This is a genomic window from Stenotrophomonas sp. 107298_Sma (assembly GCF_056480345.1).
Map to the genome: position 1 here is coordinate 130,803 of NZ_CM151094.1, position 19,946 is coordinate 150,748.

Here is a 19,946-nt window from a genome sequence, read left to right on the forward strand (position 1 = left end):
AGCTGTCATGGCTGTCTGCCGTACCCGGTATGCCACAGGATGCAGGCCCCGCCCTGGCAGGGGAATGAAGTTAGTTGCAAACTTCGGCGGGCTGGCCGCGCTTCGGTGATGCGTGACACACCCTGAATGACCCCGTCGATGGCAACGAAATCTGAAGCCCGCATCCGTATCCTTGGGTGCTGGACGCAACCAACAGGGTGGATGGCTGTGGCACGACGTGGAACGCAGGGAGCACTCCTGGCCAGCATGCTGCTGGCCGGCATCGCACAGGCGCAGCAGGCCACGCCGGTAGCGGTGCCCGACCCAACGCCCGTGCCCCCTGCAGATGCGCCGGCGGCAACCACCGCGCCGGTCTCCACCACCCCGCAGCAGGACAACGTCACCACCCTCGGCGAAGTGCGTGCACTCAAGCCCGAAGACGAGCCGCTGGACCTGTACCGCTTCAAGAACCCGGTCAAGTTCGGCGACAACCGCTTCAGTCGCGATTGGAGCGAGCCGCCGTCGCCGGAGCAGGTCAGCATGGGCGGTGGCTACATCATGATGGGCGTGGTCAAGGGCGTGCTGGCGGCTGGCAGGGGCTTGAACAAGCTCACCGGGGGACCGGACCAGATCCAGGCCGCGACCGCACGGCCACCGCCGGAACTCAGCGCGGAACAGCGGCAGCGTGCGCTGCGGTTCTCCCAGCAGCAGGATGCCGGTGATGCATCGCCGGTGAAGTAGGTCGGTATATCCTGCCGGCTCCCCCTCCGGTAGTGCTGCCATGTTCCTGCGTTCGATCTGCCTGCTGGCCGCATTGCTGCCGGCGTCCGCCTTCGCGGATGCCATCGCCGGTGATGGCGCCTGCCGCAACGGTGCGTTTCCCTCCGAACAGAGCCGGTTCGCGCTGGCCAAGGTGACGGGTGCGCCCCGTCTGTACCTGCTTGGTGACATGGACGGCTGCCCGGCGAAAGGCGAACCTGCCTGCCGCCAGCGCAGCTATGTGGTCAACGGCGATACCGTTGTGACCGGGCGTGATCTTGGCCGATACCGCTGCGCGTTCTTCCCGAACAAGGTGGGCGGTAGTGCTGGCTGGGTGGACCGCAGCAAGCTGCAGGCGTTGCCGGTGGTCGTGCCGTCGCTGCAGGACTGGACGGGCAATTGGAAGGATGGCGACAACGGCCTGCGCATCACCGTGCAGGGTGGGCAGCTGCATGTCGAAGGCGACGCCTACTGGCCCTCCGCCAACCCCACGCCGGAGCAGCGCCCGTATGGGCCGAACATGGGCCAGGTGGAAGCGCACGCGGCGCCCCGTGGTGCCGATGCCGAGTTCGTCGAGGACACTTGCAGAGTGCGCGTGCATTCTCTGGGTGAGGTGCTGATCGTGGCCGACAACAGCGAATGCGGTGGCATGAACGTGCGCTTCAATGGCGTGTACCGGCGCGCGGGCATGCGTTGAAAAGTGCCAACCAAGGTTGGCATCTACCAGGGCAACCGGCCAGTAGATCCACGCCATGCGTGGATGCTGCCTGCAATCCGATCGGTGGGGTCAGAGCCCTTTCGCGGGCGGAAGGGATCCGACCCCGGGATCAGCGCCGCCGTTCCAGCCACCACAACAACGATGCGCACAACACGAAGGCCAGCCACCAGGGCCAGCGCGAGCCCGGTACTGGCTGCGTGGCCAATGTGCCGGTCGGAGTGCTGGCGGCCAACATCCGTGCAGTCGCATCGATCATCGCCTGCCGATGCAGCGCAGCTGCATCCTTCGGGTCGAACACATAGCGCCAGACGGTGCTGTCGCCATGCTGCAGGCGCTGCCAGCCCGATTCGAGGGGCCACCAGCCAGCGCAGCGCATTGCAGATGTCGCGCCATCGACGATCAGCGGCGCGCCTTCGCCGCGCTCATTGAGGGCCTGCAGCGGTGCCTGCACGCCGCACACTGACTGCCGTTCGCCTGCCCAGCTGATCGGCTGCGGCGACCACAATGCATCACCGCTGCCCAGTGCCCGCGCCAACGTGGCCACCACGCTGCTCCACAGCTCGCCATGACGGTCATCGCGGCCGGCCAGCATCCAGCGCCAGCTGTCGGTCAGCGGCAACAGGCCGATGCGGCCCTTGCCGACCGCGCGCCAGCCACCGATGGCGTTGCCAGCACGATCATGCAGCAGCGCGCTGCCGCCCGGAAACTGCAGCGCCAGTGCTTCCAGCACGGGCAGGACGGCACCGTGCGAGCTGCGGTCGGCGTCTTCGCCGTAGCCGGTCGGCAGTGTGCCGGCGGCGAGTGGGCCACGTCGTGCGGCCAGGATGGCGCTTTCGCCGTCGCCGGGAAGCTCGACTGCATGGCTGCTGCCATCACCCTGCACTGGCAGGCCCAGATCGCGGAGGCGCTGGCGCGCGCTGGCCGAAGGTGCGCCTGCACTCCGTACCAGTACACCGATTCCATCGCGCAGCGCCTGGCGCACGGCGGCCAGCTGGCCCGCACTCAATGCCGCCAGGCTGCGCTCGTCCAGCAGAAGCAGGTCAGTGTGTGCGAGCGATGCTGCATCGATCGACACCGGGCCATCGCCGATGCTGAGGCCCGCGCCTGTATCGGCCTGCACCTGCACGCGGATGCCGGCATCGGCCGCCCAGCGGCGCAGGTACTTCAGCTCTGGGCCCGGCGCGCTGGCGCGCACCAGCAGGCGCAACGGCGCCGCGGGCACGGTCTGCTGTGGCACCGGCACGCTATCCACCACATGGCCATCTGCATCGAGCAGGCGCAGGCGGAATACGCTGCGTCCCGCCGCGCGGGCGATGCCGCTGAGCTGCACGCGGCCGTCGTCGTCAACGACCGCGCGATCGACCACGCTGTCGGCCGGGTCGAGCAGCTCTGCCTTGGCTTTTGCCACGCCGTGCGCCTGCGCCTGCACGGCGAAGCGCGCACCGGGGGCGACGTCGACCGGTGGCTGCAGTGCGACCCAGCCACGCGGCGCGGGCGTTGGCTGCCAGCGCACATCCTGTGGCAGCACCGCGTCGCGGTCACGTGCGGCCAGGCCCGCACCGACCAGCGTCAGCGCGGAGGCCGGATGCTGGCGCAGCGCGGTGGCAAGGTCGGGAACGCGCTGTGCGCCAGGCACATCAGCAGCTTCCGGCAACAGCAACAGCGGGCCTTCGCTGGCCGGGAGTGCGCCGGCCTTGCCGGCATCGGTTCCGAGCACGACCAGCCCGCCTGCGGGTTGCTGGCGTGTGGGCGGCACCAGGCAGAAATAAAGCAGAGTCGCGGCGATCAGCTGCAGTCCGATCACGATCCCCTGTCGTCCACGGCGCGTGGTGCTTCCACGCAGCTGGCGCACGCTGGCGATGACCACGACCAGAGCAAGCGCCAGAGCAATCCACAGGTTCACAGCGGAGGCGCTCATGGCTGCGTCTCCAACGCATCAAGATAGCGTTGCCCCATCGCATCGGCGGCACTGCGCCGCATCGCCTGCGGCAGCGGCCGCTGCAGCGCACGCCACAACTGCGCACGCAGACGCTGGCGACAGTCACGGCATCCTGGTTCGATGCGCAGCTGCTCGATGGCGGCAGCCAGATCGAGTGCATCGGGCAGGTAGGCGGTGTTGCGCTGCTGCCAGGTCGCGAGCGCATCGAGATCGGGCGCGCCGGTGTCATCGCCGAGGCGCTGCCAGGCTTCGACGATGGCCGGGTCCGGCGGCGTGCGTGCGGCCAACGGCAGTTCGCGGCTGGCCAGCCCGGCGCGATCACCGCCCAACCGGCGGCCTTCATCGATCGGCGGCAGCTCCGGTCCGACCCGGGCCAGGTAGATGCGCTCGGCCTGCTGCACCTGCTTGATGAAGGCCAATGCCTTGTAGGCGAATGGCAATGCCTGCTCCGGACGGCCCTGGCGCAGCTCGCCTTCGGCCGACCACATCTGGTCCAGCGCAGCCTTCAACGTCGCGCGGGTCTGCGGATCGAGCAGAGTGGCGGCCTCGGCATGGTCATGGGTGTGGCCATACTCGGAGAGCACGTCGGTGGCGCTGCCGAACACCGGCGACGTATCGGCATTGGCCGGCTTGCCACCGTGATCGTGGCCATGCGCGTCGTGCGTCCCGGCATCGGCGTCATGGTCGTGATCGTGATCGTGGTCGTCTGCGGCGGGCGTATCGCTGGTGGGCAGATCGCTGGTCGGCGGTGGCTTCGGCGCACCTTCACTTTCCTCACCCAGGAACTGGCCATAGCGCAGGCGCAGGATGCGCTGGTCGACGCCGATCGCATCGCTGCGCTTCACGAAGTCCTCGGCGGCGAGAGTGCGGCGCTGTCGGATCAGCGCTTCGGCATCGATGATGATCTGCCGCTGGCTGCGGAAGTAGGCCGGCAGGGTCTTCTTGATGCGGCCTTCCAGCTCTGCACCGAGTGCGACTTCGGCGCTGGGCAGGCGCAGGATCACGCTGCTGCTGCGCCCGGTCTGCGGTGTTGGCGCGTGGTTGTCGCGCACCTCCAGCTGGGCGATCACATCGTTGCCGGGCTGCGCGCCCAGCGCAGCAAGATCAAGAGTATGTGCGAAACGCCGCGCGGTGGCTTCGCCGCTGCCGGCAAGCGTGACGCTGCGCTTCACGAAGGTGATGTTCTCCCCGCTGCCCTGGGTGGTGGTGATCGACAGCGTTGCCTGCGCCGCGACACCGTAATCGTCGCTGGCCTCGAAGCGCAGCGCCCATTGCCGTTGCCCGGGCGTGCCCAGAACCAGGCTGGCGGTCGGCTCCAGCACGCGCACGCTGGGCGCGCGGTCGGCCACCACATCCAGCCGGTGCAGGCGGGTTTCGGCCAGCGCCGGTTCGCTCACCACGCGGTACAGCACCGGCGTGCGCGCCACATCCTGTGCCTGCCACTGTCCATCGCGCTCGCTCAGCGGCAGCCGTCGACCATCGTGGAACTGCAGCCATGCCCTGGCCGGTGCGCGGTCGAAGCGCAACGACCACGACAGCTGGCTGTCGGCGGCGACCTTGGCATCCAGCGTGTTCTGGGTGATCGTGGCCTGTCCGGTATAGGCCGGTGCGTTGATGCGCAGCCGGGTGGACTGCAGCCGCAGCGGGCCCGCGGACGCGACGCTGCTGGTCGTGGCGGAATGGACGGCTGCCGGGACTGGGTTCGAACGCGGCCAGCCGAACGCGAGCAGGGCAACGGCCAAGCCACCGATGCAGCACAGCACCACCGTCAGGTGCGGCCAACGTGGACGCAGCTCCGGCATCGCCTGTTCCAGCGTGGCAAGCACATGCGCGCGCTGGCGCTGCTGCAGCGGATTGAGCGTGGTGGCGTCGGCGAACAGCAGATCGGCGCTGTCTTCGCTCGTACCGCTGCCATCGAGTTGCCGCTGCAGCCACTGGCGGTCCAGCTGGCGGCCACGTGCAGTGGCGAAGGCCGCGCAGGCGAGCAGGCTGACCGTGGCGACCACGCAGGCGATATCGAAACCGGACAGCCGCAGTGCGAGCGCCGTCGCGGCCAGCGCCCACGGCAGGCCCAGCAGCAGGGTGATGGCGGCGCGGCGACGGCGCGCACGTTGCCAGGCATGCTGCAGCGTCTTCATGCGACCGCCCTGCGCCGCGCGCTGCTGGCCATCCAGCGTTCCAGTGCGAACAGCAGCACGATTGCCAGCAGAAGCCACGCCGTGGGCTCACGCACCGGCGATGCTGCTGCGGGCAGTGCAACCTGGCGCGGCGCCTGGTCCTGTGCATCGCCCAGGCGTGGCGACGGCAGCGGCTGCAGGGCCAGCAGCAGGGAACGCGGCAGCTGTGGATCGCGCAGCGCGGCGTTGCTGGCGGTGTTCCACTCGCCCGTCAGCGACAACAGGCGACCCTGGCCGATGCGCTGCTGCCCCAGCAGCGGCACGCCTTCGGTATCACGCAGCAGGACGGCGGCGTTGGCGGCGGGCCTGGCCGCGGTCAATACGCTGCCGCCCTCATGCAGCCAGGCTTGCCAGTTCGCCGGCAGTGCATCGCTGCGGCTCCATACACCGATCTCGCCACGTTCGGGCAGCGCATTCGCTGCCAGCGGCGCGAGCGGTGCCTGCACGCCCCAGCCGCGCTGCAGTGCGTTCAACCAATGCTGGGCAGTGGCGGATGCCTCGCCGTGCACGCGCAGCTGCGGCAGTGCGGCTGCCGTCCGCGGCGGAGTGATCGCCGTCGGCTGCGGGTGCCACTGAACTTCGCGCGACAGCTGCAGGCGGGCGCCATCCAGGCCGGGCAGGGGATCGGGAACATGCACGGTCAATGCGGTGCCGGATGGCAGCTGCGCGTCCAGTTCGCGCAGCAGGCTGGGCAGGGTTGCCGAGGATGTGGGGGGCGCCTGATCAATGGCTGGGAAGCCGGGCGCCAGCCAATGCCAGTTGCCATCCTTGGCCGTGCCGCGCAGCGCCGTGGCATCCAGTCCTGGGACCACCACCGTCCACGCATCGGGGGCTGGAGCAGGGCCGGTCAGCGCTGGTCGTGCCAGCAGTAATGCCAGCGCGGCCAGCAACAGCAGGCGCACCAGCAGCAACGGCCAGTCATCGAAACGGATGCGCTGGCGCGGCCGGATCTGTGCGCGCAGCCAGCGCAACGCGGCAAAATCCAGCGGCGTATACGGATGGCGTCGAGCGAGGTGGATCAGCAGTGGCAGCAGCCACGCGGCCAGCGCTGCCAGCCCCAGTGGGAACAGCAGGCTCACGCGTCGCCCCCGCGACCGAACAGCGCCTGCAGCGGCTGGTCCAGCGGTTGGTCGAGCCAGCCGGCCGCGCTGGCAATCCCGCTGGCCTGCAGCCGCGACTGCAATGCGGTACGTGCGTCGGCGAAGCGTTGCAGGTAGTCGGCGCGGATCGCCGCGCCATCGCCCAGCAGTTCCTCGCCGGTCTCCGGGTCGCGGAAGCGGTGGCCGGCATCGAACGGGAAATCGCGTTCGTCAGCGGTCAGGATCTGCAGCAGTGCCACTTCGCGGCGTGCGCTGGCCAGCTGCTCCAGCAGCACGATGCCGGCTTCATCGAAACCATCGCCAATGGCCAGCAGCATGTCGCCCGGGCGCACGCGTTCCCACAGTGGGCGCAGTCGATCCGCCGCAGGCCAGCCGCCGCGCGCCTGCAGCGCATGAAGTTGCAGGTGCACGCGGTCACGTTGGCGTGCGCCGCTCGCTGCGGGCACCAGCTGCAGCCCATCGCCATTGATCGCCAGCAGGCCGAAACGGTCGCCCTGCTGCAGGGCCAGCTCGGCCAGGCAGGCGGCAACGCCGCGCATATGGTCCAGGCGCGTGCGTTCCGGCGCGGCGCGATCGGCCTGGCCGGCCGAGGCGGTGGCATCGAGCAGCAGCCAGACCGTGATCGGGCTTTCGCGTTCGGATTCGCGTACGAAGAAGCGGTCCGAGCGTGCATACAGCTTCCAGTCGATCTGGCGCAGTTCGTCGCCCGGCTCGTAGGCCCGGTACTGGGCGAACTCCAGGCCGGCACCACGGCTGCGGCTGGCGTGCTGGCCAATGCCGCTCGCACCGCTGGCCAGGCGCGGCCGCAACCGCAGCAGGCGCAGGCGCGCGCGCAGTTCGGGTGGCAGGGTCAACGACATACCAGCGTTCACGCGTGGATCAACCCGGGAACGGCACGGCCTGCAGCAGGGCGGCGACCACGTCGTCGGCACGCTTCTGCTCAGCCTCGGCGGCGAACGACAACAGCAGGCGATGACGCATCACCGGCGCGGCCAAGGCCTGCACATCCTCACGGGTGGCGGCAAAACGGCCCTGCAGCAATGCACGTGCTTTCGCCGCCAGCACCAGCGATTGCCCGGCGCGTGGGCCAGCGCCCCATTTCACCCATTGGTTGATTGCTGCCGGTGCGCCTTCGCTGGGACGGCTGGCGCGCACCAGGCGGGTGATCCAGGCCAGCACATCGGGGCTGACATGCACCTGGCGCACCGCGGCCTGCAGGGCAATCACCGCTTCGGCATCCATCACCTTGGGCACCGCGTCGGTGGCACCGCCGGTGGTCTGTTCAAGGATCTGCCGCTCTTCGTCCTCGCTGGGGTAATCGACCAGCACATGCAGCAGGAAGCGGTCCAGCTGTGCTTCGGGCAAGGGGTAGGTACCGGCCTGTTCGATCGGGTTCTGCGTCGCCAGCACGAAGAACGGCGCCGGCAATGTGTAGGTCGTGCCGGCGTAGCTGACCGTACGCTCCTGCATCGCTTCCAGCAGCGCCGCCTGGGTCTTGGGCGGGGTGCGGTTGAGCTCGTCGGCCAGCAGCAGGTTGGTGAAGATCGGGCCCTGCTGGAAGCGGAAATGGCGATGGCCGGTGCCGTGATCTTCCTCCAGCAGCTCGGTACCGAGAATGTCGCTGGGCATCAGGTCGGGGGTGAACTGCACGCGCCTGAACTGCAGTTCCAGCGCCTGGCCGAGCGAGCGCACCAGCAGGGTCTTGCCGAGCCCGGGCGCACCTTCCAGCAGGCAGTGGCCTCCGGCCAACAGGCCGATCAGCAGCTGCTCGACCACGGTGTTCTGGCCAACCACCGCGCGTGCGAGCGCGGCGCGCAGATCGTGCAGGCGCGGCAGCAGGGAGTCGAGGTCAGCGGTGGTCATGGGCGTGCAGGTCCTATCAATTGTTCAACGCGTACATCACGATGTTGACGCCGAAGCGGGTGTTGTCTTCGGCCAGGAAGCGCTTGTTGCGCCAGTCGTAGTCCCACTCGCAGCCGTAGTCCTTGTTGCTGTAGAGCAGGCCCAGGCGGCCGTCGACCTCGATGCCTTTCAGGTAGTCGTGTACCAGGTCATCGCCCCAGCCATTGAGCTCGAAACTGGTGGCCGGTGGCCCATCGGGGAAGCGGAAGAAGCTGCGGTACAGCGCGTGGCTGTTGGGCAGCTTCTGCAATGCCTTCGGTCCAAACAGGCGACCCATCTGTGCCTCGAACGAGGTGGCGAACAGGCCGTCGATATCATGGTTGCAGTCGTCGACGAAGACGAAGCCGCCATTGCGCACGTAGCGCACGAAGTTCTGCCGCTCGGCGGCGTTGAACTCCACCAGTGTGTGCCCGGCCAGGTAGCAGAACGGCGCTTCCAGCATGCGCGGGTCGGCCAGCGCCACCACGTGTTCCTGCGGATCCACGCGCAGCGAGGTGTAGTCGATCAGCGAGGTGATCAGGTTGGACGGCATGCGCGCGTCCACGTCCCAGTCGCCGGAGTCGTACTGCAGGCGGGTGAACCAGAAGTCGTAGCGCGAACTGCGCGGGCCTGCCTGCGCGAAGGCCGGCAGCGCCGCCGCCGAAGCGGCAGCGGCCAACCAGCGCAGGCAGGCCCGGCGATCCATCAGACCGCGTCGGACAGCGAGGTGAAGGTGAAATCGCGCAGCTTCATCGGCGGGATCATCATCACGTAGCTGGATTCATCACCGGCCACGCGCACCGGCTTGCCCAGCTCTTCGATGTTGTTGAGCATGATCACCGGCGACTCGTTGAAGCGGAAGTTCTTCACCGGGTGCTTGATCTGGCCGTTCTCGATGTAGAAGGTGCCGTCGCGGGTCAGGCCGGTCAGCAGCACGGTCTGCGGATCGACCATGCGGATGTACCAGGTACGGGTGACCAGGATGCCCTTCTGGGTACCGCGCACCAGCTCGGCGGTGCTCTTGTCGCCACCGCTCATCAGCAGGTTGCCCGGCGAGGCCTTGGCGGTCTTGCCCTGCTTCTGGGCCCAGAAGCGCGAGTAGTCCAGATTGGCGATCTTGCCGTTTTCGATGATGGCGATGCGCTCGCGTGGCATGCCCTCGTTGTCCCACGGCAGCACCGGTGCATCCGGGTGCCACGGGTCGGCGAACATGGTCACGCGCGGGTCGTAGACCTGCTCTCCCAGCTTGTTGCCGCCGCCCTTCTTCGACAGGAAGCTGCGGCCTTCATCGGCCGAGCGTGCGCTGAAGAAGTTCATCATGAAGCTGATCAGGCCTGCGGCCGCGGCCGGTTCCAGGATCACCGTGTACTTGCCGGGCTCCAGCGCCTTGGCTTCGGCCGACTCGGTGGCCTTGCGCATGGCGATGCGGATGTCCTGGTCGGCCTTGAAGTCCGCCGCGTCCTTCAGGTTGCGGCCGACCCAGCCCGAACCACGACCGTCTTCCGTACGCACGGTGCAGGTGTAATCGAAGTTGGTGGTGCGCTGGTAGGCGAAGTTGCCATTGCTGTTTGCGGTGGCCTGGAAACCCTGGCCGTCTTCAAGGAAACCGGCGGCGATCAGGCCGTGGCCACGGCATGGTGCGATCGAATCTGCGGCGACCTTGGCGCGGAAGGCTGGGTCGATTGCTGCAGTGGATTCGCTGAAGGTGGGGCTGGCGCGGTAGCTCTGCTTGCCGATGGCCGGCATGAACTCCGGATTCTCCGGGGCCAGGCGCGCCAGGTCTTCGGCACGGCGCACCACGCGTTCCAGCGCGGCATCGTCGAACTCGTTGATCGAGGCCGTGCCGACGCGCTTGCCGAAGGCGACGGTGACGGCCAGCTCGGTGTTGTCGACGATGCCGCTGGTGGAGACATTGTTCAGTGCGAAACGGATGTTGCCGCTGATCGCGCCGGCCAGCACGGCGGTGCATTCGTCGGCCTTGGACAGGGCGATGACCTTGTCGAGGATGGCCTTGGCCTGGGCTTCGGTAAAGATACTCATGGTGTAAGGGCTCCTGACCGATCAGCCGAGGCTGCGTGCGGTGTTGATGACATTGATGCCGTTGAAGCGCGCGGTCGACGAACCGTGCGAGACCGCCGAGACCTGGCCCGGCTGGCCCTTGCCATCGAAGAACGAACCGCCCAGGCGGTAGTCGCGCTCGTCGGCCACGGCCGTGCAGGCATTCCAGAACTCCGGCGTGCGGATCTGGTAGGCCACGTCTTCCAGCATGCGGGTGATCTGGCCGTTCTTGATCTCGTAGAACAGCTGGCCACCGAACTGCGCGTTGTAGCGCTGCTGGTCGATCGAGAACGAACCGTCACCGATGATGTAGATGCCGTTCTCCACGTCCTTGATCAGGTCCGGCACGCTCAGCGGCTTCTTGCCCGGCGCCATCGACACGTTGGCCATGCGCTGGAACTGCACGCTGGACCACGAGTCGGCATAGCAGCAGCCATCGGACTCGGTCTTGCCGAGGATGTGGGCCTGGTCGCGGATGGTCTGGTAGTCCACCAGCTTGCCGTTGCTGATCAGGTCCCAGCGCTTGCACTTCACGCCTTCGTCGTCGTACGCCACCGCACCGAGGCTGCCCTGCTGGGTCTTGTCGGCGAAGATGTTGACCAGCTCGCTGCCGTACTGGAAATGCTGTTCGCGCTTGTCCAGGGTGGCGAAGCTGGTGCCGGCGTAGTTGGCTTCGTAGCCGAGCACGCGGTCCAGTTCCAGCGGGTGGCCGATCGACTCGTGGATGGTCAGCCAGGTGTGCGACGGATCGAGCACCAGATCGTACTTGCCCGGCTTCACCGACGGTGCCTTCAGCTTCTCCTGCGCCTGCTTGGCGGCGGCGATGGCGTCTTCCTTCATGTCGTAGGAAGAACTGTAGTTGACCACGCCGTTGGGACTGACCACCTTGCCGGCGGCGGCGCCGTCCAGGTACTCGTAGCCCAGGCCCATCGGCGAGGACAGGCCCGAACGGGTGCGGAACTTGCCGCTGGTCTTGTCGATGGCGGTGACCGTCATCGGGGCCCAGATGCGGTGTACGTCCTGGTCAATGTAGGAGCCATCGGTGGAGGCGAAGTACTTCTGTTCGTTGACCAGGAACAGCATCGAATTGACGAAGCTGGCACCGGCGCCCATTGCTGCGGCGTTGACGTCCAGCAGCAGGCCGACCTTGTCCTTGATTGGTACCTCCATCGCGTTCTTGCGGATCGGTGTGCGCCAGCTCACCTCACCGACGCCGGGTGCCTTGGCCAGCTGTACGGGGGCGGTCTGCACGCCTGCATTGGCCTTGGCGATTGCCGCGGCCTGCTGCGCGGCCCTGGCCACGTCGGCGGTGCCCAGCGCGTTGGTGGCAGCGAAGCCCCAGGCGCCGTTGACGATCACACGGATGCCGACGCCGGTGGACTCGGTGTTCACCACGTTCTGCACCTTGTCCTCGCGGGTGATCACGAACTGCCGCAGGTAGCGGCCGATGCGCACGTCGCAGTAGGTGGCGCCGGCGCTGCGCGCAGCCTGCAGGGCGGCGTCGGCCAGGCGCTTCTTCAACGCCGGGTCGAGGCTGGACTGCAGCTGTTCGGCGGCGATCACCTTGCCGAAGAAGGAGGGCACGATCAGCCCGCCCGCGGTAAGCCCGGTCAGGGCCAGGAAGTCACGTCTTTGCAAGGCTGCTCTCCATGTCGAACGATGGGTGGCTCAAGCGCCGAGACTGCGCGCGGTGTTGATGATGTTGATGCCGTTGAAGCGGGTGGTGGACGAACCGTGCGAGACCGCCGAGACCTGGCCGGGCTGGCCCTTGCCGTCGAAGAACGAACCGCCGAGGCGGAAGTCGCGCTCGTCGCAGATCGCGGTACAGGCATTCCAGAATTCCGGCGTACGGATCTGGTAGGCCGCATCCTCGACCATGCCGGCGATCTTTCCGTCCTTGATCTGGTAGTACAGCTGGCCGCCGAACTGCGCGTTGTAGCGCTGCTGGTCGATCGAATACGAACCGCGGCCGTGGATGTAGATGCCGTTCTCCACGTCCTTGATCATGTCCTCGACGCTGAGTGGCTTCCTGCCCGGCGCCAGCGAGACATTGGCCATGCGCTGGAACTGCACGCTGGACCAGGAATCGGCATAGCTGCAGCCATGCGAAGCATTGCGACCGAGGATGTGGGCTTCATCGCGGGTGGCCTGGTAATCGACCAGGATGCCGTCGCGCACCAGATCCCAGCGCTGGGTCTTGACGCCTTCGTCGTCGTAGCCGACCGCACCGAGGCTGCCGGGCTGGGTCTTGTCGGCGAAGAAGGTGACGATGTCGCTGCCCCAGCGGAAACCGGCATCGCGCTTGTCCAGCGTGGCGAAGCTGGTGCCGGCGTAGTTGGCTTCGTAGCCGAGCACGCGGTCCAGCTCCAGCGGGTGACCGACATTCTCATGGATGGTCAGGAACAGGTTGGACGGGTCCAGCACCAGGTCGTATTTGCCCGGCTTCACCGAAGGCGCCTTCAGTTTTTCGCGCGCGTGGCGGGCGGCGGCGATGGCGTCCTCGACCGGGTCGTAGGAATCACGATAGGCGGTGATGCCGCCGGGCAGCTGCACCTTGCCGCGCGCATCGCCATCGAGGAACTCGTAGCCCATGCCCATCGGCGAGGACAGGCCTGCGCGGGTTCGGAACTTGCCGCTGGCCTTGTCGATGGCGGTGGCAGTGAACGGCAGCCAGATGCGATGTATGTCCTGGTCGATGAACGAGCCATCGCTGGAAGCGAAGTACTTCTGTTCGTTGACCAGGAACAGGGTGGAGTTGATGTAGTCGGCGCCCGCATTCAGCGCGGCGGCGTTGAGCGCCAGCAGCAACTCGACCTTGTCCTGGATCGGTACTTCCATGGCATTGCGGCGGATCGGCGTCTGCCAGCGGACCTCACCGACCGACGGCGTTGGTGCCAGTTGCACCGGCCGGGTCTGGATGCTGGCATTGGCACGGGCGATGGCCGTGGCCTGCTCGACCGCAGCGCGTACGGCGGCCTCGGTCTGCTGATGGGTAGCGGCAAATCCCCAGGCGCCGTTGACGATCACCCGCACGCCCACGCCGGACGATTCGCGGTTGGTCACGTTGCCGACCTGATGCTCGCGGGTGATGACCGACTGGTTGAGGTAGCGGCCGATGCGCACATCGCAGTAGCTGGCCTTGGCCGTGCGCGCGGTAGCGAGGGCGACCTCGGCCAAGCGCCTGCGCAGCGCGGTGTCGACCGGGGCGAGCAACTGCTCGGCGGCGATGGCACGGGAATGCGGCAGCAGCAGGCCCGCCAGGCCCAGACCGGAAAAAGCCAGGAACTCACGTCGTTGCACAGCGTTTCTCTCTCTCGCTTGCGTGCAGCCGGCAACAGGCCGAGCCGATCACGTCAACTCCTCGACTTTCGCCAGCGCGGCGCCTCCGGGCAAGTGACTGCAGTCATGGTTGGTGGTGTTTCGGCAGGGCTTGCAGCCCTGCACCTGCTCAATGCAACGGCAACGGCCAAAGCCAGAGCCAGAGCCAGAGCCAGAGCGGCATTCCGTGGGTTGGCGGGGCGGTGTCGGATTGCGGGGACGCCGCAAGTACGTCCGTGTAGGCTTGGCAGCCGCATCCATGCGGCTGACACCCCGCAATCCGACACCGCCCCACCTCTGACAGATCTCCGCGGCTGTTGGTGGGTGTCGACCTTGGTCGACACATCTGTCAGATATCGAAATGAATCCGGGGTCAGATCCGTTTTCCGCAGGAAAACGGATCTGACCCCAATGCCGTTCCAACAGACCGCAGGAAAATGTCGAAGGCGGGGTGGGGCCGGTTGCGGGGGCGTGAGCCGCATGGATGCGGCGACCGAGCTTACATGGACGTACTTGCAGCGTCCCCCGCAACCGGCCCCACCTCGCCAACCCACGGAATGCCAGCTTTTGACGTTGCTCCGGCTCCGGCTCCGGCTCCGGCTTCTGCAGGTGCAGGGCGCAGCCCTGCCGAGCAACACCCCCTCGTGCACAATGGGGCCGACCCCGCCTGGACACCGTCCTGATGTCGAGCAAGCCGTATTCAGAAGCCTGCGAGCGCAACCGCGAACCCATCGCCACTGCACTCGACCCATGGATGGGCGACCGCCATCGGGTGCTGGAGATCGGCAGTGGCACCGGCCAGCACGCGGCCTTCTTCGCCGAGCGCTGGCCGTGGCTGCGCTGGCAGCCCAGCGATCATCCGGACCATCTGCCCGGCATCGAGGCCTGGCGTGCGGAGGCCGCGCTGCTGAACCTGCTGCCGCCGGTGGCGCTGCAGGTGGAACTGCCCCCAGCGCCGGGCCTGTCGTTGCCCGAGGGCAGTACGTTCGACGCCGCATTCAGCGCCAACACGTTGCACATCATGGGCTGGGAGCATGTGCAGGTGCTGTTCGGCGCGCTGCCGCCGCTGTTGCGCCACGGTGCGCTGTTGGCGATGTACGGCCCGTTCAACTACGGCGGCCGCTACACCAGCGACAGCAACGCGCAGTTCGATGCCTGGCTGAAGGCGCGTGATCCGCGCAGCGGCATCCGCGATGTGGAAGCGGTGCAGGCGCTGGCAGCGGACAAAGGCTTCACCCGCCTGGGTGATGTGGCAATGCCGGCCAACAACCGCCTGCTGCTGTGGCGGCTGGGGTGAATCGCCGGTAGTGCCGGCCGCTGGCCGGCACCCGATTGCCAGGAGGGATGCCGGCCAGCGGCCGGCACTACCTTCAAGCCACCTGCACGATATGCAGCGCCTTCGGATTGCGCCACTGCGCCAGCAGGGCGGCTTCGCGCGCCTTGGCCTGCTCGAAATGCGCTTCCTTGACGTGGCCGAAGCCGCGGATGTGCTCGGGGACGCTGGCGATCTCCACCGCCAGCGCCAGGCGGTCGTCATCCAGGCCGTCCAGCAGCAGCTGCACGGTGGCCTCGTAATCGCCGATCAGCTTGCGCTCCATGCGGCGCTCCCCGGTGCGGCCGAACACGTCGAAGCGGCCGCCGCGCAGGAACTTCAGTTTGGCCAGCAGTCCGAAGGCCTTGAACATCCACGGGCCGTATTCCTTCTTCAGCAACCGGCCCTGCTCGTCCTTCTTGGCGAACAGCGGCGGTGCCAGGTGGAAGCGCAGCTGGTAGTCGCCCTCGAACTGCTGCTGCAGGCGGCGCTGGAAGTCGCCGCTGGTGTACAGGCGGGCCACTTCGTATTCGTCCTTGTAGGCCATCAGCTTGAACAGGTAGCGGGCCACGGTCTCGGTCAATGCAGTGGAACCGCCGATGCGGTCGGCTTCGGCGGCGCGCACGCGCTCGACCAGACTGCGGTAGCGGTTGGCGTAGGCAGCGTCCTGGTACTCGACCAGGAAGGCGGCGCGGCGCTCGATCATTTCGTCCAGCGAGCGCGACAGGCGGGCGTCGTCCAGCGGCAGGAACGCCACGTCGCCACCGTGCGAGGGCAGGCCACGCAGTTCGCGCTCGTCGCCGGTATTGCGCGGTGCGGCGGTGGCGCCCCATTCGTTGCCTTCCCACTCCCCCGGCGGCAGCGGGTGCAGCGGGCCCGGGGTGGATTCGGTATCGGTGTGGCGGTTGCGCACCAGGCCGGCGGCCTGCTGCACGGCTTGTGGGTCGACTACGGCCAGGCGGCCCCAGGCGAAGGCCTGCTGGTTCATCGCCACGGCGGCGCCGTTGAGCTCGATGGCGCGCATCAGCGACTCGAACGACAGCGGTACCAGACCCTGCTGCCACGCGTAGCCGAGGATGAACAGGTTGGCGGCGATGGCATCGCCCAGCAGCGCGGTGGCCAGCTGGGTGGCATCCAGCAGCAGCGGTTCCTCGCCCCCCAGCGCCACGCGCACACCGGCCACGATGTCGGCGGCGGGGAACTGCATGTCCGGGCGGGTGGTGAAGGTGCCCGGCATTGCTTCGTAGGTATTGAGCACCACCTGCGAACGACCGGCGCGCACCTTCGACAGCGCCCAGTAATCGTTCACCACCACCATGTCGCAGCCCACCACCAGGTCAGCCTCACCGGCGGCGATGCGCACGGCGTGGATGTCTTCGGGACGACGGGCGATGCGGATGTGGGTTGTCACCGCGCCGCCCTTCTGCGCCAGGCCGGTCTGGTCGAGCACGGTCGCGCCCTTGCCTTCCAGGTGGCCGGCCATGCCCAGCAGCGCGCCGATGGTCACCACGCCGGTACCGCCGACGCCGGTGATCAGGATGTTCCAGGGCTGTTCCAGGGTGCCGCGGATGGCCGGCGTCGGCAGGTTGTCCAGCAGGGTGGAGGCATCGCGCTTGCTGCCCTTGCGTGGCTGGCCGCCGTGCACGGTGACGAAGCTCGGGCAGAAACCATTGACGCAGGAATAGTCCTTGTTGCAGTTGGACTGATCGATCTCGCGCTTGCGCCCGAACTCGGTTTCCTTCGGCAGCACCGACACGCAGAAGCTCTTCTTGCCGCAATCGCCGCAGCCTTCGCAGACCAGCGAGTTGATCAGCACGCGCTTCTGCGGATCTTCCAGCTTGCCGCGCTTGCGGCGACGGCGCTTCTCGGTGGCGCAGGTCTGTTCGTAGATCAGGATCGATACACCCTTCACTTCGCGCAGGCGTTTCTGCACCGCATCCAGTTCGCTGCGGTCATGGAACTCGACGTCACTGGGAAAGTGCTCGCGCTGGCCGGTCCACTTGCCGATGTTGTCCGACAGCACAACGATGGTGTGGATGCCCTCGGCACGCATCTGCCTTGCGATGTCCGGCACGCTCAGCGGGCCGTCCACCGGCTGGCCGCCGGTCATCGCCACCGCATCGTTGTAGAGGATCTTGTAGGTGATGTTGACGCCGGCGGCGACCGCCTGGCGGATCGCCAGCGAACCGCTGTGGAAATAAGTGCCGTCGCCCAGGTTCTGGAACACGTGCGGGGTATCGGTGAACGGCGCCTGCCCGGCCCAGGTCACGCCTTCGCCGCCCATGTGGGTGAAGGTATCGGTGCTGCGGTCCATCCAGGTCACCATGTAATGGCAACCGATGCCGGCCAGCGCCCGCGAGCCTTCCGGCACCTGGGTGGAGGTGTTGTGCGGGCAGCCCGAGCAGTAATGCGGTACGCGCGGGAAGCTGGCACGCGGCAACGCAAGCTCGGCTTCCTTCTCCTGCATCCACTGAAGGCGCTGCTCGATCGACTCGTTGTTGAAGAACTTCTGGATGCGGCGACCGATCACGCCGGCGATGGTGGCCGGCGTCAGCTCACCGGTGGACGGCAGGATCCACTCACCGCTCTCGTCGTACTTGCCGACGATCGACGGGCGCTGGCCCCAGCTGGCCGGCCAGTTGAAGAACTGTTCCTTCATCTGGCGCTCGATGAAGGCACGCTTCTCCTCCACCACGATGATGTCTTCCAGGCCCTGCGCGAAGCGCGCGATGCCTTCCGGCTCCAGCGGCCAGGTCATGCCGACCTTGTACACGCGGATGCCGATGTCGGCGCAGGCGGCTTCATCCAGGCCCAGGTACTCCAGCGCCTGCAGCACGTCCAGATAGCTCTTGCCGGTGGTGACGATGCCCAGCCGCGCACGCGGTGCGTCCATCACCACCTTGTCGATGCCGTTGGCACGGGCAAACGCTTGTGCAGCCTTCACCGCATAGCGGTGCAGGCGCATCTCCTGGTCCAGCGGCGGATCCGGCCAGCGGATGTTGAGACCGCCCGACGGCATCTCGAAATCTTCCGGCAGCACGATGCGGCGTGCCAACGGATCGACTTCTACCGAGGCCGAGGATTCCACTGTCTCGGCGATCGTCTTGAAGCCGACCCAGCGCCCGGTATAGCGGCTCATTGCCCAGCCGAGCAGGCCCATGTCGAGGATGTCCTGCACGCCGGCCGGGTTCAGCACCGGCATCATCGCGCTGACGAACTCGTCTTCGCTGCCGTGCGGCAGGGTCGAGCTGCGGCAGGCATGGTCGTCGGCCGCCAGCGCCAGCACACCACCATACCGCGAGGTGCCGGCTGCATTGGCGTGCTTGAACACGTCGCCGCAACGGTCCACGCCCGGGCCCTTGCCGTACCACATGCCGAACACGCCCTGCACGTTGGCACCAGGGAACAGGTTGGTCTGCTGCGTGCCCCAGACCATGGTCGCGCCCAGATCCTCGTTGAGGCCGGGGGTGAACTTCACCTTGGCCGCGTCCAGATGCTTGCGCGCGCGCCACAGTTCCAGGTCGAAACCACCCAGTGGGCTGCCGCGGTAACCACTGACGAAACCGGCGCTGTCGATGCCTTCGGCGGCATCGCGCAGGCGCTGCATCAAGGGCAGCCGTACCAGCGCCTGCACGCCACTCAGGTAGATCCGCCCCTCGTTGCGGGTGTACTTGTGGTCGAGCGTGTAATCACGGTCGAGCAGGTCGGCGGAAGAGGGCGAAGTGAGTTGCGCGGTACTGGTCATGGCTGGCCCGGTGAGGATCGGCTGGCACCGGCCACGTGCAGGCACGCGGCGGGAAAGGCGCGAATTGTAGCAGCGAGGCCGTGCGGGCCCCGGCACTCGCGCCGGTGGCGGCGCCGGGGTTAGGATCGGGGGGAGAGAGGGAGGCTGCGCTTGCGGCCTGGGGAGAAGGGATGTCAGTTTCAGGAAAGATCCTGGCCAGCGTGCTGCTGGCTTCGGGAGCGGCCACTGCGTGGGCCGCGCCGGCCCTGCCGGCACCACAGGAGTTCTACTTCGACAGCGACCTGGCGGCCACGCCGATGGTGGCGATACAGGGTGAAGGCGATGAGCTCGTTGCCCAGTTGGTCAAGCTGCGTGAACGCGGCCGGCGTGCGGTTGAGGCCACGGTGCAGCTGGCGTCGGTGGCCGGCGCCCAGGGCCGCGGCGAGCTGGCCGAGCAGCTGTATGGCGAAGCCTTGAAGGAGGCATCGGCACAGAGCAGCAGTGGCCGCAGCGTGCGCTGGAACTACGGATGGGATCTGTTGCGCCAGGGTAGGGTGGAGGCGGCGCTGGAACAGTGGCTTTCATCGGCCGGCAACGCCCGTACCAAGCCCAGCTGGGTGCCACCGACCTACGCGCTGGCGCTGTGGCGGCTGGGGCAGAAGCAGGAGGCAGTGCAGTGGTACGCCGCTGCGGTGCGTACCGAGCCGTCGCAGTGGAGCACCAGTGCGCACTATGCGCAGCTGCTGCCGCAATGGCGCGAGGACGAGCGCGCCACGCTGATGGAAGTGCAGCAGGCCTGGGCCGCCGCGCCGCCAGCCTGGCCATAAGGAGGGGGTTCGGCCGGGTTGCACCCGGCACCTGCAGAGGCAAGGGCTGAAGCAACAGCAACAGCAACAGCAACAGCCGAAGCAACAGCAACGGCAGACTTCCCGAGGATGGCGGGGCGGTATGGGCAGTCAGGACACGCCGTGAACCCGTCCA

Annotated in this window: 14 protein-coding genes; 4 read left to right on the top strand and 10 right to left on the bottom strand. The window is 67.5% G+C overall.

The window, feature by feature from the left end; translation table 11 throughout:
• Positions 1–201 precede the first annotated feature (201 nt).
• Both ACZK2G_RS00615 and ACZK2G_RS00620 read left to right on the top strand, forming a co-directional pair.
• Entirely contained in the window at positions 202–720 is a 519-nt protein-coding gene (locus ACZK2G_RS00615) for a hypothetical protein (protein WP_136638455.1), read from the top strand.
• A gap of 40 nt (positions 721–760) precedes the next feature.
• Positions 761–1,435: a hypothetical protein gene (locus ACZK2G_RS00620; protein WP_197618668.1), complete on the top strand. Its 675-nt coding sequence runs from the start codon at positions 761–763 to the stop codon at positions 1,433–1,435.
• 130 nt (positions 1,436–1,565) lie between these two features.
• On the opposite strand, the gene ACZK2G_RS00625 is transcribed toward ACZK2G_RS00620, so the two are convergent.
• Genes ACZK2G_RS00625 through ACZK2G_RS00665 form a run of 9 tightly spaced genes read right to left on the bottom strand, consistent with a single transcriptional unit; the run spans position 1,566 to position 13,911 of the window.
• Positions 1,566–3,374 carry a hypothetical protein gene (locus tag ACZK2G_RS00625; RefSeq protein WP_478474386.1) on the bottom strand — a complete coding sequence of 603 codons (1,809 nt, stop codon included), beginning with the start codon at positions 3,372–3,374 and terminating at the stop codon, positions 1,566–1,568.
• Entirely contained in the window at positions 3,371–5,533 is a 2,163-nt protein-coding gene (locus ACZK2G_RS00630; RefSeq protein WP_478474387.1) for a hypothetical protein, read from the bottom strand. The genes ACZK2G_RS00625 and ACZK2G_RS00630 overlap by 4 nt, the downstream gene beginning before the upstream one ends.
• Positions 5,530–6,651 (bottom strand): BatA domain-containing protein, encoded by a 1,122-nt coding sequence (locus ACZK2G_RS00635; protein WP_046984779.1) that lies wholly within the window; start codon positions 6,649–6,651, stop codon positions 5,530–5,532. Before ACZK2G_RS00635 ends, ACZK2G_RS00630 begins: the two co-directional genes overlap by 4 nt.
• The gene (locus ACZK2G_RS00640; protein WP_136638459.1) at positions 6,648–7,544 is read right to left on the bottom strand and encodes a DUF58 domain-containing protein; all 897 of its coding nucleotides are present in this window, start codon (positions 7,542–7,544) and stop codon (positions 6,648–6,650) included. Before ACZK2G_RS00640 ends, ACZK2G_RS00635 begins: the two co-directional genes overlap by 4 nt.
• Positions 7,545–7,551: 7 nt before the next feature.
• Positions 7,552–8,535 carry an AAA family ATPase gene (locus tag ACZK2G_RS00645; protein ID WP_046984781.1) on the bottom strand — a complete coding sequence of 328 codons (984 nt, stop codon included), beginning with the start codon at positions 8,533–8,535 and terminating at the stop codon, positions 7,552–7,554.
• A gap of 16 nt (positions 8,536–8,551) precedes the next feature.
• Positions 8,552–9,259, bottom strand: a complete 708-nt coding sequence (locus tag ACZK2G_RS00650) for a DUF4159 domain-containing protein (protein WP_012509667.1) — start codon at positions 9,257–9,259, stop codon at positions 8,552–8,554.
• A complete protein-coding gene (locus ACZK2G_RS00655) occupies positions 9,259–10,593 on the bottom strand; it encodes a TldD/PmbA family protein (RefSeq protein ID WP_046984782.1) in 1,335 nt (444 codons plus the stop codon). The genes ACZK2G_RS00650 and ACZK2G_RS00655 overlap by 1 nt, the downstream gene beginning before the upstream one ends.
• A gap of 21 nt (positions 10,594–10,614) precedes the next feature.
• Positions 10,615–12,249, bottom strand: coding sequence for a TldD/PmbA family protein (locus ACZK2G_RS00660; protein WP_046984783.1), 1,635 nt, complete (start codon positions 12,247–12,249; stop codon positions 10,615–10,617).
• A gap of 30 nt (positions 12,250–12,279) precedes the next feature.
• Complete coding sequence (locus ACZK2G_RS00665) at positions 12,280–13,911, bottom strand: TldD/PmbA family protein (RefSeq protein WP_046984784.1); 1,632 nt, start codon at positions 13,909–13,911, stop codon at positions 12,280–12,282.
• Positions 13,912–14,611: 700 nt separating this feature from the next.
• Here ACZK2G_RS00665 and ACZK2G_RS00670 point away from each other — a divergent pair.
• Positions 14,612–15,226 (top strand): DUF938 domain-containing protein, encoded by a 615-nt coding sequence (locus tag ACZK2G_RS00670; protein ID WP_136638462.1) that lies wholly within the window; start codon positions 14,612–14,614, stop codon positions 15,224–15,226.
• Positions 15,227–15,299: 73 nt separating this feature from the next.
• Here the strand turns inward: ACZK2G_RS00670 and ACZK2G_RS00675 are convergent, their stop codons facing one another.
• On the bottom strand, positions 15,300–18,986 hold the full coding sequence (locus tag ACZK2G_RS00675) for an indolepyruvate ferredoxin oxidoreductase family protein (protein ID WP_478474390.1): 3,687 nt from the start codon (positions 18,984–18,986) through the stop codon (positions 15,300–15,302).
• Positions 18,987–19,156: 170 nt separating this feature from the next.
• Between ACZK2G_RS00675 and ACZK2G_RS00680 the strand changes: the two genes are divergently transcribed.
• Complete coding sequence (locus ACZK2G_RS00680) at positions 19,157–19,792, top strand: tetratricopeptide repeat protein (protein WP_046984760.1); 636 nt, start codon at positions 19,157–19,159, stop codon at positions 19,790–19,792.
• Positions 19,793–19,946 lie beyond the last annotated feature (154 nt).